Consider the following 15,980-nt stretch of genomic DNA (forward strand, 5'->3'; position numbering starts at 1 on the left):
CCGCAACGGAACCGGACGATCCCCGACCACGCCCCATGGCCACGGACATGACCACCGACACCACCACCGCGCGCACCGCCGCCGGGTCCCCCGTGGACGCGGCCGCGGCCGCCCCCGCCGCCCGGACCGGGCGGCGGGCCCGCCGCGGCGGCGCCCTCGCCGTCGTCCCCCTGCTCCTCTTCACCGCCGTCGCCTTCGGCCTGCCGGCCCTCGCGATGCTCGACGGCGCCTTCACCGTGAACGACCCGGCCACCGGCACCGCCGCGTACGGCCTCGGCAACCTCACCGCCTCCTGGCAGGGCGCCTACCTCACCGCCCTCCTCGGCAGCGTGAAGCTCTCCGCCACCTCCGCCGTCCTCGCCGCGGTGCTCGGCCTCCTGCTCGCCCAGGCGGTCGTCACCTCCCGGATACGGGCCCTGCGCGAGGCGGTCCTGACCGCCTCCGGCGTCCTCGCCAACTTCGGCGGCGTACCCCTGGCCTTCGCCTTCGTCGCCACCCTCGGCAACTCCGGCGTCCTGACCAGGCAACTGGGCCTGGCCGACACCGGCTGGAGCCTGTACAGCTTCTGGGGCCTCGTCCTCGTCTACCTGTACTTCCTGGTCCCCCTGATGGTGCTGACCATCACCCCCGCACTGGACGGCCTGCGCACCCAGTGGCGGGAGGCGGCCCAGAACAACGGCGCCACCCGGCGCCAGTACTGGCAGCACGTCGCCCTGCCCGTCCTCGCCCCCTCGCTCCTCGGCGGCCTCGTCCTGCTCTTCGGCAGCGCCTTCGCCGCGTACGCCACGGCCGCCGCGATGGTCGGCAGCTCCGTCCCCCTCGTCACGCTCCAGATCGCCGACGCGATCTCCGGCAACGTGCTCATCGGCCAGGAGAACGTCGCCCTGGCCCTCAGCCTCGACATGGTCCTCGTCGCCGGCCTGGTCATGGCGGTCCACCTCCCCCTGCAACGACGGAGCGCCCGATGACTCGCCTGACCCCCCGCCCCACGCCCTGGCGGGCCCTCGTCCTGACCGCCGCCGCCCTGTACTTCCTGATCCCGCTCGCCGCCTCGGTGGTCTTCACCGTCGACGTCCCGGGCCGGGGGCTCGACCTCGACGCCTACGCCCGGATCCTCGGCACCGAGGGCTTCCTGCCCAGCCTGCTGCTCTCCCTCGGACTGGCCGCGGCCACCATCGCGGTGGTCCTGCTGCTGATGGTCCCGGCCACGGTGGCCCTCCGGCTGACCGGGTCGAGGCTGCGGCCCGTCGTCGAGGTGATCTGCTCACTGCCGCTCGTCGTACCGCCCATCGCCTTCGTGGCCGGCATCGGCACGGTGCTCAAGTGGGGCCCCGAGCACCTCTCCCGCACGCCCCTGTTCCAGACCTTCGTCGCCGTCCAGAACCCGGACTTCCCCCTCGTCCTGGTCCTCGCCTACGCCGTGATGGCCCTGCCCTTCGTGTACCGGGCCCTGGACGCGGGCCTGCGCGCCGTCGACGTGCGCACCCTGGTGGAAGCGGCCCGCAGCTGCGGCGCGAGCCTGCCGCACGCCCTGCTCCGCGCCGTCCTGCCGAACCTGCGCGGCGCCCTGCTCAACGCCGCATTCCTCACCCTGGCCCTGGTCCTCGGCGAGTTCACCACCGCCCAGCTCCTCGGATTCCGGCCGTTCGCCGTCTGGATCGTCAACACCAGCGGCTCGGACGCCCAGATGTCGGTGGCCGTCTCCGTCATGAGCCTGCTGGTCACCTGGCTCCTGCTGCTGGGCCTGGCCGGCCTCGGCGGCCGCACCCCCTCCTCGACCACCGACCGGAAATGACACCCGCCATGACCCTCACCGCACCCGAGACGACCAAGGCCACCGCCGCCACGGTCGAACTGCGCGCCCTGCGCCGCACCTTCGGCACCACCACCGCCCTCGACGGGCTCGACCTGACCGTCCGCCCCGGCGAGCTCCTCGCCCTGCTCGGCCCCTCCGGCTGCGGCAAGACCACCGCCCTGCGCATGCTGGCCGGCTTCGAGCACCCCGACTCCGGCGAGATCCTCGTGGACGGCCGGGACGTCACCGCCGTACCGGCCCACCGCCGCGACGCCGGCATGGTCTTCCAGTCGTACAGCCTCTTCCCCCACCTGAACGCCCTCGACAACGTGGCCTTCGGACTCCGGATGCGCAAGGTCCGCACCGCCGAGCGGCGCGCCCGGGCCGCCGAACTCCTCGACCTGGTCGGCCTCGCCGACCAGGGGGACCGCTACCCCCACCAGCTCTCCGGCGGCCAGCAGCAGCGCGTCGCCCTGGCCCGCGCCCTCGCCCTGCGCCCCCGCGTGCTCCTCCTCGACGAGCCGCTCTCCGCGCTCGACGCCAAGGTGCGCCTGACGCTCCGCGAGGAGATCCGCCGCCTCCAGCAGGAGCTGGGCATCACCACCCTGTTCATCACCCACGACCAGGAGGAAGCGCTGTCCATGGCCGACCGGGTGGCTGTCATGCGCGCCGGCCGGCTGGAGCAGATCGCCACCCCGGCCGAGCTGTACGCCCGCCCCGCCACCGCCTTCGTCGCCGAGTTCGTCGGCACCATGAGCCGGCTCCCGGGCCGGCTGCGCGCCGCCGAAGGCACCGTCGAGGTGCTCGGCGGCCGCCTGCCGGTCGACGGCACGCCGCCCGCGGTCGGCGGAGCGGACGGAGCCGAGGTCGACGTACTCGTCCGGCCCGAGGCCGTCCGGGTGGCCCCCGGCACGGCGGGCGACGCCCGGGTCGTGGGCACCTCGTTCCTCGGCGCCACGGTGCGGGTCACGGTCGCCCTCGCCGACGGCACCCTGGTCAAGGCCGACCTGCCCCCCCCACGAGGCGGCCGCCCTCCCGGACGGCGCCCCCGTCCGCCTCTCCCTGCCCGACCGCCCGGTCCTCGTCGCGCCCCGCGCGTCCTGACCGGACCGAACCGTCCGCCCGGCCCGCCCGCACCCGCCGAAAGAGAACCCCGTGACGCCGCCGCCCCAGGCCCCCGCACCGACCCGCCTGCAAGCCGTCCTCTTCGACATGGACGGCACGCTCGTCGACACCGAGCAGCTCTGGTGGGACACCGTGGCGGACGCGGCAGCGGCGCTCGGCCACACCCTGGCCGCCGCCGACCAGCCGGACGTCCTCGGTCGCCCGGTCGAGCACACGGCCCGCTTCCTCGCCCGGCGCTGCGGCGACGTCCCGGCCGCCCCGATCGCCGCCGAGCTGCACCGGGCGTTCGCCGAACGCGTCCGCACCCGGGTCGTCCCCCGGCCCGGCGCGCTGGCCCTGCTCGGCGCGCTGCGGGACGAGGGCGTCCCCACCGCCCTCGTCACAGCCTCGCCGCGCGAGGTCGCGGAGACCGTCGTGGCCGCCCTCGAGCAGGCCGGTCACGGCGGGTTCACGGTCACCGTCACCGCCGACGACACCGCCCTCACCAAGCCGAACCCCGACCCCTACCTCGCGGCCTGCCGCGCCCTGCGCGTGGCGCCCGCCGCCTGCGTGGCCGTCGAGGACACCCCCACCGGAGTCGCCTCCGCGGAGGCGGCCGGCTGCCAGGTGCTCGCCGTGCCCTCCGTGGCGCCGATCGCCCCGGCCCCCGGGCGCACCGTGCTGGCCTCCCTGGAAGAGGCCACCCCCGCACGGCTGCGCGCCCTGGTCGCCGACGCCCCCGGCCCGCGGTTCCTCGTACCGGCCCTGACCACGCGCCGGGCCCGGGCCGGCCGGGCGTTCCGGGCCACGGTCACGGGTCTGGTCCGGGCCGCCGCCCGCCCCGTGACCTTCGCCGCCGCCGCGCGCCCCGAGTGGCTCACGGTGCACGCCGACGGCACCCTCACCGGCACGCCCGCTCCCGGAACGGCGGGCCCGGAGACGGCCGTCGCCACCGTCACGGCCGTCGACGCCGACGGCGCCACCGCCGACCTCACCGTCCGGATCCCCGTCGTGCCGGCGGACGCACCGCCGCTCGACCGGGTCCGGGTCATGAGCTGGAACCTGTGGCTCGGCGGCGCCCCCGTCGACGGCCACCGCGACAAGCAGCTGACCGTACTCCTGGAGGCCGACGTCGACGCCGTGGGCCTCCAGGAGACCGCCGTGCACGCCGCGCCCGAACTCGCCGAGGCGCTCGGCTGGTTCCACCACGCGGCCGGCGAGAACCTCGCGGTCCTCAGCCGCCACCCGGTCACCGCCGCCCTCGGCGACCCCGGCGTCGGCTTCTACGGAGCGGCCGGCGCCCGCATCCGGCTCGACGAGCACCCCGACGGCACCCCCCCACGAGCTGGTGTTGTGGACGGCCCACCTCAACCACGCGCCCTACGGCCCCTACGACGCCTGCTTCGACGGCCTCCCCGAGGCGGCACTGGTCCGGCGCGAGGAGGAGTCGGGCCGGGTCGGGCAGATCGAGGAGGTCCTCGCCGCCATGGCCCCCGACCTGGCCGCGGCCGACCACACCCCGGTGCTCCTCACCGGCGACTTCAACGCCCCCTCGCACCTGGACTGGACCGCGGGGACGGCCGCGCCGCACGAGGGCCGGGGGCCGGTGGACTGGCCCGTCTCCCGCGCCGTCGAGCGCGCCGGCCTCCGCGATTCCTACCGGGAGGCGCACCCCGACCCGGTGACGGCCCCCGGCACCACCTGGTCGCCCGTCCACCCGCAGCACGAGGACGGCAGCGGCCGCCCCGAACCGCAGGACCGCATCGACTACGTGCTGCACGCGGGCGCCCGCCTGACCGTCCTGGACTCGGCCACCCTGGTCACCGGCCGCAACACGCCCTGGCCGGACGTGGCGGCCAACGACTGGCCCTCGGACCACGCGGCGGTCGTCACGACCTACCGCCTCGCCTGACCGCGCCGCTCCGGGCCCACCGCCCCAGGGCCCCGGGGGCGCCGGCCCCGGCCCTCGGGAAACTCGCCCCCCGGGGACGGGAGAGGCGCTACAGGCGCTCCTCCATCCGGATCGCGTCGTCCAGATCCCCATGAGCTTGGCCTGGGCGGCCCTCCTGCTGCTCCAGCAGGGCGGCCGCGATGGCGTCGAGCTTGCGCTGGATGGCGCGTTCGGCGCGGCGTTCGCTGTTCTTGAGCAGTGCCGGCAGCAACAGCGACACCGCGCCGATCGCGTCCCCGACCAGGTGCTGCCACCCGACGGCCAGCCCCAGCAGGTGCACGACCACGAACGACGCCACGAGGACCAGGCACAGCCCGGAGAACAGCGCCGAGCTGGTGAAGTTCGAGGCGTGCTCGGCGAGGCGCGCGAAACGCCCGCCGACCCCGTCGCCGGACTGCTCGGCAGGATGCTGAAGAACCATGCCGGGCCCCTGCCCCCGATCGCGGCCCCGGCCCGTCCCCGTCACTGACCAGCGGGTGCGGCGGCCCCGCCCCACCCCACGTTCCCGGCCGACCGGTCCTCCCGCCTCGCGGAGCCGCACCCGCCGTACCCTGCGGCACCCGCCGTACCCCGTGGCACCCGCCGTACCCCGCGGCACCGGCCGTACCCCGTGGCACCGGCCGTGCCCCGCGGCACCCGCCCCGCGCAGCGGTGCCGGGTGCGCGGACCGGTGGCGCCGGCGCGCCCCCGCGCACCCCGCGCCGCCGCCGACCGGCCCCACCGGGGACCGCTTTCGGGTGACGCGGCCGCCCGGCGCCGCCGGGGCGGTGGGCGGGGGGCCGGATCATCGCTGGCGGCCGGTCATGACCCGGTCACGCAGGGCGCCCGGACCGGGCCGCCCCACGTTCCGCCCCTCCGGCCGGAGCCCGCGGCCGCAGCCGGGAGACCACGTGCACATCCTGCTCGTCGCCAGTGCCTTCAACAGCCTCACCCAGCGGGTCCACGCCGAACTCCGCGACCGCGGCCACCGGGTGGCCGTCGAGCTGGCCCTCCCCGGTACGGACCTCACCGCGGCCGTCGACCGCCACGACCCCGACCTGGTGCTCGCCCCGATGCTGCGCACCGCGCTTCCGGAAGAGGTCTGGTCCGCCCGCACCTGCCTGATCGTGCACCCCGGGCCGCCCGGCGACCGGGGCGCCTCCTCCCTCGACCACGCCCTCCACGACGGTGCCGCCACCTGGGGCGTCACCGTGCTCCAGGCGAACGCCGAGATGGACGCCGGTGACATCTGGGCCACCGCCTCCTGCCCCCTCCCGCCCCTCGGCAAGAGCGACCTCTACCGCGGCGAGGTCGCGGACGCCGCCCTGGAGGCGGTGCTGCTGGCCGTGGCACGGTTCGCCGCCGGCACGCACGTACCGGAGCCCCAGACCCCCGGCCCGGTCCGTCCGCCCGTACGCCAGGCAGACCGCCGCATCGACTGGCACGCGGACCCCACCGAGCTGGTCCTGCGCCGCCTGCGGGCCGCCGACTCCCGGCCCGGTGTCCTCGACGAACTCCTCGGCGCCCCCTGGTACCTGCACGGCGGCCACCCCGAGGACGCCCTGCGCGGCCGCCCCGGCGCCCTCCTCGCCACCCGCAACGGCGCCGTCTGCCGGGCCACCTCCGACGGCGCCGTCTGGATCCCGGAACTCCGCGCCCCCCGCACCCCCGGCGCGCCCGCCCCGGTCAAGCTGCCCGCCACCCTCGCGCTCGGCCCCCTGCTGCCCCCGCTCCCCGAACTCCCCGCCCCCTTCGACGCCGCCGAAGGCCCGCGCACCTGGAGCGACATCACCTACCGCGAAGAGGGCGCCACCGGCTTCCTGGACTTCGCCTTCCCGGGCGGCGCCATGAGCACCGGCCAGTGCCGCCGGCTCCTCGACGCCTACCGGGCCGCCTGCGCCCGCCCCACCTCCGTCCTCGTCCTCGGCGGCGGCCGCGACTTCTTCTCCAACGGCATCCACCTCGGCGTGATCGAGGCCGCCGCCGACCCGGCCGCCGAGTCCTGGGCCAACATCAACGCCATCGACGACCTCGTCGAGGCCGTCCTGACCACCACTGACCGCATCGTCGTCGCCGCCCTCGGCGGCAACGCGGCCGCCGGCGGCGCCATGCTGGCCCTGGCCGCCGACGAGGTCTGGTGCCGCTCGGGCGCCGTGCTCAACCCCCACTACCGGCTGATGGGCCTGTACGGCTCCGAGTTCTGGACGTACACCCTGCCCCGCCGCGTCGGCGCCGCCACCGCCGCCCGCCTGATGGCCGAGGCCCTGCCCGTGGGCGCCGACGCGGCACGCCGCCTCGGCCTGGTCGACCGTACGATCCCCTGCTCCCCGCAGGAGTTCGCCGCACGCACCCGGCGCCTCGCCGTCCGGCTGTCCGCCGTGCCCGGCACCCAGGCCCGGATCGCCGCCAAGAAGGGCCGGCGCGAGCGCGACGAGGCCCTCCGGCCGCTCGCCGCCCACCGCGCCGACGAGCTGGCCCGGATGCGGGCCGTCTTCGACGACCCGGCCGCGCCCTACCACGCCCTGCGCCGGGCCTTCGTACGCAAGGAACACCCGGCCGGCACCCCGCCGCACCTCACCCTCCCGCCCGGCACCGGACCGGCCGCGCACCCCGCCGCGCAACCGGAGGCGGACACCGCGGCCGGGACCCGGGGCCGTCACCGGACTGGCCGCACATGACACGGCAGCCGCCCCCACCGGCTGTTACCAAGAAAGGTGAGGCCGCCCCGGGCGGCCCGTCCCCCCACCCCTCCCCGAGGAGGAAACCCGCATGGACGCGAGCCCGACGACCACCCAGGTGGAGGACCCCACGGTCCACATCCTCTGGATCAACGCCGGCCTGAGCTGCGACGGCGACTCCGTCGCCCTCACGGCGGCCATGCAGCCCACCATCGAGGAGATCGTCACCGGCGCCCTCCCCGGGCTGCCGAAGGTCCAGGTGCACTGGCCGCTGATCGACTTCGAGTGCGGCCCCGTCGGCGGCGCCGACACCTTCATCGAGTGGTTCTTCAAGGGCGAGCGCGGCGAGATCGACCCCTTCGTGCTGGTCGTGGAGGGCTCGATCCCCAACGAGAAGGTCAAGCGGGAGGGCTACTGGTGCGGCTTCGGTGACGACCCCGCGACCGGCCAGCCCATCACCACCAGCGAGTGGATCGACCGGCTCGCGCCCAAGGCCCTCGCCGTCGTCGCCATCGGCACCTGCGCCACGTACGGCGGCATCCACGCCATGGAGGGGAACCCGACGGGCGCCATGGGCGTGCCCGACTACCTCGGCTGGGACTGGAAGTCCCACGCCGGCATCCCCATCGTGTGCGTCCCCGGCTGCCCCATCCAGCCGGACAACTTCTCCGAGACGCTCACGTACCTGCTCTACCAGGCCGCCGGGTCGGCGCCGATGATCCCGCTCGACGACAAGCTGCGCCCCACCTGGCTGTTCGGCGCCACGGTGCACGAGGGCTGCGACCGCGCCGGCTACTACGAGCAGGGCCAGTTCGCGCACACCTACGACTCGCCCAAGTGCCTGGTCAAGCTGGGCTGCTGGGGACCGGTCGTCAAGTGCAACGTCCCCAAGCGCGGCTGGATCAACGGCGTCGGCGGCTGCCCGAACGTCGGCGGCATCTGCATCGCCTGCACGATGCCCGGATTCCCCGACAAGTTCATGCCGTTCATGGACGAGCCGCCCGGCGCCAGGGTCTCCGTCACGGCGAGCAGCGCGTACGGGGCGGTCGTCCGCAGGCTCCGCTCGATCACCCTGCACACCGCCGACAAGGAGCCCAAGTGGCGCCACACCGGCAAGAAGCTCACCACGGGCTACCGCCCGCCGCGCTGACCCCCGCACGCCGCGACCACGGCCGTGTGACCACGCCAGTGTGACCACGCCCGTGCCACCACGGCCGTGTCACACGCACCCGCAACCACGCCCCCACCACCCCGCTCCCGCACCCCGGAAGGCTCACGGCACACACGATGACACCGAACACCAAGGCGGCCGGTGACGGCAGCGGCCTCGTCGAGATGGCCTGGGACCCGATCACCCGGATCGTGGGCAGCCTCGGCATCCACACGAAGATCGACTTCAAGCAGAAGCGCGTCGCCGAGTGCTACAGCACCTCGTCGGTCTTCCGCGGCTACAGCGTCTTCATGCGCGGCAAGGACCCCCGCGACGCGCACTTCATCACCAGTCGCATCTGCGGGATCTGCGGTGACAACCACGCGACCTGCTCGGTGTACGCGCAGAACATGGCGTACGGCGTCAAGCCGCCCCACCTCGGCGAGTGGATCATCAACCTCGGCGAGTCCGCGGAGTACATGTTCGACCACAACATCTTCCAGGAGAACCTGGTCGGGGTCGACTACTGCGAGAAGATGGTCCGCGAGACCAACCCCGGCGTCCTGGAGCTGGCCGAGCGCACGGAGGCCCCGCACGCCGGCGAGCACGGCTACCGCACCATCGCCGACATCATGCGCTCCCTCAACCCCATCGAGGGCGAGTTCTACCGCGAGGCGCTGCAGGTCAGCCGCTACACCCGCGAGATGTTCTGCCTGATGGAGGGCCGCCACGTGCACCCCTCCACGCTCTACCCGGGCGGCGTCGGCACCATCGCGTCCGTGCAGCTCTTCACGGACTACATGAGCCGCCTGATGCGGTACGTCGAGTTCATGAAGCGGGTCGTGCCGCTCCACGACGACCTGTTCGACTTCTTCTACGAGGCCCTGCCCGGGTACGAGGAGGTCGGCCGGCGGCGCGTCCTGCTGGGCTGCTGGGGCGCCCTCAACGACCCGGAGCACTGCGACTTCACGTACGCCAACATGACCGACTGGGGACGGAAGATGTTCGTCACCCCGGGCGTCGTCGTGGACGGCAAGCTGGTCACCAACGACCTCACCGAGATCAACCTCGGCATCCGCATCCTGCTCGGCAGCTCGTACTACGACGACTGGGCCGGCCGGGAGCAGTTCGTCACCCACGACCCGCTGGGCAACCCCGTCGACCCGCGCCACCCGTGGAACCAGCACACCCTCCCCGCCCCGCAGAAGCGGAACTTCGACGACAAGTACAGCTGGGTGATGTCGCCCCGCTGGTTCGACGGCAAGGACCACCTGCCCCTGGACACCGGCGGCGGCCCCATCGCCCGGCTATGGTCCACCGCCCTCTCCGGCCTCGTCGACGTCGGGTACGTCAAGGCCACCGGGCACAGCGTCGTCATCAACCTGCCCCGCACGATGACCAAGCCCGAGACCACCTTCGAGTGGCGCATCCCGAAGTGGAGCAACGCGCTGGAGCGCAACCGCGCCCGCACCTACTTCCAGGCGTACGCCGCCGCCATCGCCCTGCACTGCGCCGAGAAGGGCCTCGCCGAGGTGCGCGCCGGACGCAGCCAGACCTGGGAGAAGTTCGAGGTGCCGGACGAGTCCATCGGCTGCGGCTTCACCGAGGCGGTCCGCGGCGTCCTCTCGCACCACATGGTCATCCGGGACGGGAAGATCGCCAACTACCACCCGTACCCGCCCACTCCGTGGAACGCCAGCACCCGTGACACGTACGGCACACCGGGCCCGTACGAGGACGCCGTGCAGAACACCCCGATCTTCGAGGAGAATCCGCCGGAGAACTTCAAGGGCATCGACATCATGCGCGCCGTGCGCAGCTTCGACCCCTGCCTGCCGTGCGGCGTGCACATGTACGTCGGCGGCGGGAAGACGGTCAAGCAGATGCACGTGCCCACCGGCCTGAGCGGACTGGGCGGATGACCGCCGCGGGCGCGCCGGCCGGCGCGCGTGAGGCCGGGCGGCGGATCGAGGAGATCCTCGACGGGTTCGCCGCCGCGGGTGACCCGGCGTCCCTCGCCGCGGCCGAGGACCTCGTCCGGGTCCTCATGGAGTTCTACGGCGCCGGACTCGCCCGCGTCGTGGCCGGTCTCGACCCCGCCCGGCTCGCCGGGCTCGCCGGGGACGAACTGGTGGGCGGTCTGCTCGCGCTGCACGGCCTGCACCCCGAGGACGCCAGGACCCGGATCGACCGGGTGCTGGCCGCGGCACCCGAACCCGTCGAACTGGTCGCGCACGACGAGGCCGGGGGAGTGCTCTGGGTACGCCAGACCGGCAGCGGCGGCTGCGGCTGCGGCAGCTCCGGCACGGAGGCCCTGCGGCGGGCCCTGGAGGACGCGGTCGGGGCCCTCGTACCCGAGGTCACGGCGGTGGAACTGGAGCCCGCGGACCGCCGCGCGCCCCAGCCGGTGCTCCTCCAGATCGGCACCCGGCCCACGGCCCCGGCGAGGGTGCGGTGACCGCCGCGCCGCCGGCCCGAGCCGCGGCCCCGCACCCGGCCGGCTCGCACCCGGCCGGCCCGCGCCCGGCCGGCCCGCGCCCGGCGCGCGGGCTGGGCCGGTTCACCGGCCCCCGCCCCCCGCGCCCCGAGGTGTGCGAACTCTGCGGCACCCCGGTGTCCGGGGACGGCCACCGCCACCTCGTGGAGACCGAACGGCGCGCCCTGGTGTGCGCGTGCCGGCCCTGCGCGGTGCTCTTCGACCGGCCCGGCGCCGCCACCGGCCGGTACCGGACCGTACCCGACCGCTACCTGTCCGACCCCGGACACCGGCTCGACGACGGCGCCTGGGAGCGGCTCCGCATCCCGGTCGGCACCGCCTTCTTCTTCCACAACGCCGCCCTCGACCGGCCGGTCGCCCTCTACCCGAGCCCGGCCGGCGCCACCGAGAGCGAACTCGACCCCGACGCCTGGCAGGCGCTGCACGACGCCACCCCGCTGGCCGCCCTGCTGCGGCCCGACGTGGAGGCCCTGCTGCTGCGCCGCGACGGCGGCCGCACCAGCTGCCACCTGGTGCCCGTCGACATCTGCTACGAACTCGTGGGCCGCATGCGCCTGTTGTGGCAGGGCTTCGACGGCGGCGCCGAAGCGCGCGCCGCGCTGCGCGAGTTCTCCGCCGAGGTGGAGCGCCGGGCCCGGCCCGTGGCGGCGGCCACCACCTCGCCCACCGGGACGGGAGCCCCGTGACCGACCTCTCCTTCGCCTGCACCGGGGTCCGCGCCGACCCCTACGCCGCGGGCCCCACCCTGGTCTTCCGGCTGCGCGTCACCGCGGCCCCGGAGACCCGGGTGCACGCCCTCGCCCTCCGCTGCCAGCTGCGCATCGAACCGGCCCGGCGCAGCTACGGTCCCGCCGAGGCGGAGGGGCTCACCGACCTGTTCGGCGAGCGCTCCCGCTGGGGCACCAGCCTCCAGCCCATCCAGTTCGCCCAGGTCGCCGTGATGGTGCCCGGGTTCACCGGCGAGACCGAGGTCGACCTGCCGGTGCCCTGCACGTACGACATGGACATCGCGGCCACCCGCTACTTCGGGGCGCTCCGCGACGGCGAGGCCCCGCTGCTCCTGCTGTTCTCCGGCACCGCCTTCACCGGCGCGGGCGGGTTCCAGGTGGCGCCGGTGCCCTGGGACCGCGAGGCCCCCTTCCGGCTGCCGGTCGCGGTCTGGCGGGAGATGGTCGAGCAGCACTTCCCCGGCTGCGGCTGGCTGCGGCTCTCCCGGGACACCATGGACGCCCTGCTCGCCTACCGGTCCCGGCACGCGCTGGCCTCCTGGGAGTCGACCGTACGGGCCCTGCTGGACGCCGCCGGGTCCGGACGCACCCCCCAGGTGCCCGGAGCCGCGACCCGTCCCGGCGGCCCGGCCGCCCTGCTGACCCGCTCCGGCGAGGGGCGGACCACGTGACCCTCACCCCGGCCCCCGCGGCCCCCACCGGCGCCCCCGGCACGGCGGGCTTCGCACACGCCCGGCAGGTCGCCGACGCCGTCCTCTTCGAGGGCTACGTGCTCTACCCGTACCGCGCCTCGGCGGCCAAGAACCGGCTGCGCTGGCAGTTCGGCGTGCTCGTGCCGCCGGCCTGGGGCCCGGCCCACGGCGAGCACTCCGCCTTCCGGACCGAGCTCCTCATGGAACCGCGCGGCGACACCGTGCTCGCCGTCGAGCTGCGCTTCCTGCACCCGCTGCGCCGCACCGTCCAACGGGCCCTGCCCGGCGGCGGGTTCGCGGACACCGGGGAACTGCACCTGCCGGACCGGGTGCTCGTCCCCTGGGACGAGGGCGCCGAGGAACGCGTGGAGTTCACGGTGCCGGTCCGCGACCTCCTCGGCGACGGGCAGGTACGGCACTTCGGCCGGCCGGCCCGCGAGGAGACCGAGGCCGTCCTCGACGGCGACGGCCGCACCGTCGGACGGCTGGTCCGCCGCGCCGCGCCCGTCGAGGGCACCGTACGGCTGCGCGCGGCCGAACTCGACGTCCCCTACCGGGCGTACCGGCTCACCGCGGTCGTCGAGAACACCAGCCCCTGGACCCCGGACGGGGCCTCCGGGGCGGCCGGCCGCGACGCCGCACTGCCCCGGTCCCTGGTCGCCGCGCACCTGCTGCTCGGCCTGGGCGCGGGCTCCTTCCTCTCCCTGACCGAGCCACCGGAGTGGGCCCGCGCGGAGACCGCCGCCTGCGAGAACCGGCACACCTGGCCGGTGCTCGCCGGGGAGCCCGGACGCACGGACGTGGTGCTGTCCTCCCCGATCATCCTGGAGGACCACCCGGCCATCGCGCCCGAGAGCGCCGGCGCGATGTACGACGCGCTGGAGATCGACGAGATCCTCGCGCTGCGCACCGCGGCCCTCACCGACCAGGAGAAGCGGGAGGCCCGCGGGACCGACGCGCGGGCCGCTGCCGTCGTCGACCTCGCCGAATCGCTGCCCCCGGAGGTGCTGGACCGGCTGCACGGCGCGGTCCGCTCCCTCCGGGAGATCACCGGCGAGGAACACCCCGGCAGGCCCGAGGAGTTCGCCGGATCCCGAGCCGCCCCGGACCCCGGCGGGGACGCCGGAGCCGGCCTGTTCCGGCCGGACACCCCCTGGTGGGACCCGGCCGGAGCCGACCCCGCCGGCCCGCCGCCCGAGCGGGTCGCGGTGGACGGCGTACCCGTCGGCCGCGGCAGCCGCGTGCGCCTGCGGCCGGGACTGCGGCGCACCGACGCCCAGGACCTGTTCCTCCAGGGCCGGACCGCCCTGGTCGAGGAGGTGCTGCACGACGTGGACGGGGGAGTGCACCTCGCGGTCACCGTCGAGGGCGACCCCGGCGCCGACATCCGCCGGGAGCAGGGCCGGTTCCTGTACTTCCAGCCCGACGAGGTCAGCCCCCTGCCCGAGGAGCCCGGCACCGCCGACGAGCCCCGCCCGCCCGGGGAGGCCGACCGGTGACCGGCCGTACCCTCGTCGCCGGCATCGGCAACGTCTTCCTCGGGGACGACGGCTTCGGCGTGGAGGCCGTGCGCCGGCTCGCCGGCACGGCCCTGCCCGAGGGCACCGAGGCGACCGACTTCGGCGTCCGCGGCGTCCACCTCGCGTACCAGCTCCTCGACGGCTACGACACCCTGGTCCTGGTCGACGCCACCGCACGCGGCGGACCCCCCGGAACCCTGTACGTCATCGAGCCCGACGCCCCGGGCGAGGGCGCCCCCGTGGAGCCGGACCGGCCCGCCGGCGTGCTCGACGGCCACCAGATGTCCCCGGACACCGTCCTCGCCCTGCTGGGCACCCTCTGCGCCGGCACCGGCACCAGCCCGCCCCGCCGCATCCTCGTCGTGGGCTGCGAACCCGCCTGCCTCGACGAGGGCATCGGGCTCAGCGCCCCGGTCGCCGCCGCGGTCCCGGAAGCCGCCCGGCTGGTCCTGGAGCTGCTCCACGAGGACACCGCCCCGGACCCCGCCGACGACCCCGGCCCGGCGCACCGCCCGGCGGCGGCCGCGGCCGCCACCACCCGCTCCGCCGAACTCCCCGACCGCTGAAGGAGAACCACCGTGACGAAGACCGCCGCCGGCGCCGCGCTGCTCGTGGGCGCGGCCCTCCTGGCCCTGTGCCTCCCGGACATCAGGCGCTACCTGCACATGCGCCGGCTCTGAGCCGGACGGCGTACGGGCGGCGCCGCCCGACGGCGCGCCCGAACGCCCCGCCCCCGTCCGGCCGGTGTAATGAGCCGCGGCAGGACGGAGTCCCATGCACGAGATGTCGATCGCCATGGCCGTGGTGGCCCAGGTGGCGGAGGCGGCGGAAGCCGGCGGCGCACGCGCCGTCAGCGAGGTCCGCCTCCAGGTGGGGGAGCTGGCCGGCGTCGTACCCGACGCCCTGGCCTTCTGCTTCGAACTCGCCTGTGCCGACACGGTGCTGGCCGGCGCGACGCTGGTCACCGACACCGTGCCGGCCCGCGCCGGCTGCCGTTCCTGCTCGGCCGACTGGGCCGTCGGCATGCCGCCCGACCTGTGCTGCCCCGGCTGCGGCTCGGCGGCCGGCACCGAGCTGCGCTCCGGCCGCGAACTCCAGATCGCGCACGTGACCTGGGACGACTCACCGGCCGCCGCGCACCACCGCGAACCCATCCCCGAGGAGCGCTGAACCATGTGCCGCACGGTCGACCTGAAGCAGGCGGTGCTCGCCAAGAACGACGGGGTCGCGGAGGCCCTGCGCGCCCGGCTGGCCGAAGCCGGCACCACGGTCGTGAACCTGCTGTCCAGCCCCGGCAGCGGCAAGACGGAACTGCTCGAACGCGAACTCGGCCTGGCCCGCACCCGGGGCGTACCGGCCGCCGCCCTCACCGCCGACCTCGCCACCGAGAACGACGCGGTCCGGCTGGCGCGCTCGGGCGTACCGGTCAAGCAGGTCCTCACCGACGGGCTGTGCCACCTGGAGGCCGCGATGCTCGGCCGCCACCTCGACGGCTGGCTGCCCGAGGGCACCCGGCTGCTGTTCGTGGAGAACGTCGGAAACCTCGTCTGCCCGGCCTCCTACGACCTCGGCGAGAGCCTGCGCGTCGTCCTCGCGTCCGTCACCGAGGGCGAGGACAAGCCGCTCAAGTACCCCACCGCCTTCGGCCTCGCCCAGCTGGTGCTGGTCACCAAGGCCGACCTGGCCGCCGCCGCCGAGTTCGACGAGGCCGCGTTCCGCCGCAACGTCGAGCGCGTCAACCCCGGCGTCGAGGTGGCGCTCACCTCCGCCCGGCGCGGCGAGGGCCTCGGCCTGCTGCTCGACCGGGCGCTGGCGGTGGCCCCGGACACCCCCGCCCACGTCCCCGTCATGGCGGGCCACGCCCACGCCCACCGCCACTGAGCGGC

The 15,980-nt window shown here is 75.4% G+C and carries 15 protein-coding genes and 3 pseudogenes; 17 read left to right on the forward strand and 1 reads right to left on the reverse strand.

Annotated features, from left to right (window positions below; translation table 11 throughout):
- Positions 1–47: 47 nt before the first annotated feature.
- From ACIQUR_RS28460 to ACIQUR_RS28485, 6 genes and pseudogenes are all read left to right on the forward strand, one after another.
- Entirely contained in the window at positions 48–968 is a 921-nt protein-coding gene (locus tag ACIQUR_RS28460) for an ABC transporter permease (RefSeq protein ID WP_403670059.1), read from the forward strand.
- Complete coding sequence (locus ACIQUR_RS28465) at positions 965–1,795, forward strand: ABC transporter permease (RefSeq protein WP_403670062.1); 831 nt, start codon at positions 965–967, stop codon at positions 1,793–1,795. The genes ACIQUR_RS28460 and ACIQUR_RS28465 overlap by 4 nt, the downstream gene beginning before the upstream one ends.
- An 8-nt stretch (positions 1,796–1,803) precedes the next feature.
- Positions 1,804–2,899: pseudogene (locus tag ACIQUR_RS28470) on the forward strand (ABC transporter ATP-binding protein).
- Between the two features lie 108 nt (positions 2,900–3,007).
- A pseudogene (locus ACIQUR_RS28475) lies at positions 3,008–3,631 on the forward strand (HAD family hydrolase); the annotation flags it as partial.
- A gap of 87 nt (positions 3,632–3,718) precedes the next feature.
- Positions 3,719–3,844: pseudogene (locus ACIQUR_RS28480) on the forward strand (hypothetical protein); the annotation flags it as partial.
- 406 nt (positions 3,845–4,250) lie between these two features.
- On the forward strand, positions 4,251–4,811 hold the full coding sequence (locus tag ACIQUR_RS28485; protein ID WP_403670193.1) for an endonuclease/exonuclease/phosphatase family protein: 561 nt from the start codon (positions 4,251–4,253) through the stop codon (positions 4,809–4,811).
- An 88-nt stretch (positions 4,812–4,899) separates the two neighbouring features.
- On the opposite strand, the gene ACIQUR_RS28490 is transcribed toward ACIQUR_RS28485, so the two are convergent.
- Entirely contained in the window at positions 4,900–5,271 is a 372-nt protein-coding gene (locus ACIQUR_RS28490; protein WP_403670065.1) for a hypothetical protein, read from the reverse strand.
- Positions 5,272–5,740: 469 nt separating this feature from the next.
- Here ACIQUR_RS28490 and ACIQUR_RS28495 point away from each other — a divergent pair, with 469 nt between their 5' ends.
- The 11 genes from ACIQUR_RS28495 (at position 5,741) to hypB (ending at position 15,975) form a co-directional block, all read left to right on the forward strand.
- A complete protein-coding gene (locus ACIQUR_RS28495) occupies positions 5,741–7,507 on the forward strand; it encodes an enoyl-CoA hydratase-related protein (RefSeq protein WP_403670067.1) in 1,767 nt (588 codons plus the stop codon).
- Positions 7,508–7,598: 91 nt separating this feature from the next.
- Entirely contained in the window at positions 7,599–8,657 is a 1,059-nt protein-coding gene (locus tag ACIQUR_RS28500; RefSeq protein WP_403670070.1) for a hydrogenase expression protein HypE, read from the forward strand.
- Positions 8,658–8,794: 137 nt separating this feature from the next.
- On the forward strand, positions 8,795–10,579 hold the full coding sequence (locus ACIQUR_RS28505; protein WP_403670073.1) for a nickel-dependent hydrogenase large subunit: 1,785 nt from the start codon (positions 8,795–8,797) through the stop codon (positions 10,577–10,579).
- Positions 10,576–11,115: a hypothetical protein gene (locus tag ACIQUR_RS28510; RefSeq protein WP_403670075.1), complete on the forward strand. Its 540-nt coding sequence runs from the start codon at positions 10,576–10,578 to the stop codon at positions 11,113–11,115. The genes ACIQUR_RS28505 and ACIQUR_RS28510 overlap by 4 nt, the downstream gene beginning before the upstream one ends.
- Positions 11,116–11,207: 92 nt before the next feature.
- Positions 11,208–11,840: a DUF5947 family protein gene (locus ACIQUR_RS28515; protein WP_403670184.1), complete on the forward strand. Its 633-nt coding sequence runs from the start codon at positions 11,208–11,210 to the stop codon at positions 11,838–11,840.
- A complete protein-coding gene (locus ACIQUR_RS28520) occupies positions 11,837–12,553 on the forward strand; it encodes a DUF6084 family protein (RefSeq protein ID WP_403670078.1) in 717 nt (238 codons plus the stop codon). The genes ACIQUR_RS28515 and ACIQUR_RS28520 overlap by 4 nt, the downstream gene beginning before the upstream one ends.
- Positions 12,550–14,073, forward strand: a complete 1,524-nt coding sequence (locus ACIQUR_RS28525) for a hypothetical protein (protein WP_403670080.1) — start codon at positions 12,550–12,552, stop codon at positions 14,071–14,073. The genes ACIQUR_RS28520 and ACIQUR_RS28525 overlap by 4 nt, the downstream gene beginning before the upstream one ends.
- Positions 14,070–14,660: a hydrogenase maturation protease gene (locus ACIQUR_RS28530; protein ID WP_403670083.1), complete on the forward strand. Its 591-nt coding sequence runs from the start codon at positions 14,070–14,072 to the stop codon at positions 14,658–14,660. The genes ACIQUR_RS28525 and ACIQUR_RS28530 overlap by 4 nt, the downstream gene beginning before the upstream one ends.
- A gap of 12 nt (positions 14,661–14,672) precedes the next feature.
- Entirely contained in the window at positions 14,673–14,774 is a 102-nt protein-coding gene (locus ACIQUR_RS28535) for a DUF6893 family small protein (RefSeq protein WP_403670086.1), read from the forward strand.
- 94 nt (positions 14,775–14,868) lie between these two features.
- On the forward strand, positions 14,869–15,264 hold the full coding sequence (locus ACIQUR_RS28540) for a hydrogenase maturation nickel metallochaperone HypA (protein WP_403670089.1): 396 nt from the start codon (positions 14,869–14,871) through the stop codon (positions 15,262–15,264).
- 3 nt (positions 15,265–15,267) lie between these two features.
- A complete protein-coding gene (hypB, locus tag ACIQUR_RS28545) occupies positions 15,268–15,975 on the forward strand; it encodes a hydrogenase nickel incorporation protein HypB (RefSeq protein ID WP_403670092.1) in 708 nt (235 codons plus the stop codon).
- Positions 15,976–15,980: the final 5 nt, after the last annotated feature.

The organism is Streptomyces sp. NPDC101132, assembly GCF_044759225.1.
GTDB lineage: Bacteria > Actinomycetota > Actinomycetes > Streptomycetales > Streptomycetaceae > Streptomyces.

Excerpts from the sequence above, each read along its gene's own strand:
- ACIQUR_RS28460 (WP_403670059.1), top strand. The coding sequence starts at position 48 with ATGACCACCGACACCACCACCGCGCGCACCGCCGCCGGGTCCCCCGTG.
- ACIQUR_RS28465 (WP_403670062.1), top strand. The coding sequence starts at position 965 with ATGACTCGCCTGACCCCCCGCCCCACGCCCTGGCGGGCCCTCGTCCTG.
- ACIQUR_RS28490 (WP_403670065.1), bottom strand. The coding sequence starts at position 5,271 with ATGGTTCTTCAGCATCCTGCCGAGCAGTCCGGCGACGGGGTCGGCGGG.
- ACIQUR_RS28500 (WP_403670070.1), top strand. The coding sequence starts at position 7,599 with ATGGACGCGAGCCCGACGACCACCCAGGTGGAGGACCCCACGGTCCAC.
- ACIQUR_RS28505 (WP_403670073.1), top strand. The coding sequence starts at position 8,795 with ATGACACCGAACACCAAGGCGGCCGGTGACGGCAGCGGCCTCGTCGAG.
- ACIQUR_RS28510 (WP_403670075.1), top strand. The coding sequence starts at position 10,576 with ATGACCGCCGCGGGCGCGCCGGCCGGCGCGCGTGAGGCCGGGCGGCGG.
- ACIQUR_RS28540 (WP_403670089.1), top strand. The coding sequence starts at position 14,869 with ATGCACGAGATGTCGATCGCCATGGCCGTGGTGGCCCAGGTGGCGGAG.
- hypB (WP_403670092.1), top strand. The coding sequence starts at position 15,268 with ATGTGCCGCACGGTCGACCTGAAGCAGGCGGTGCTCGCCAAGAACGAC.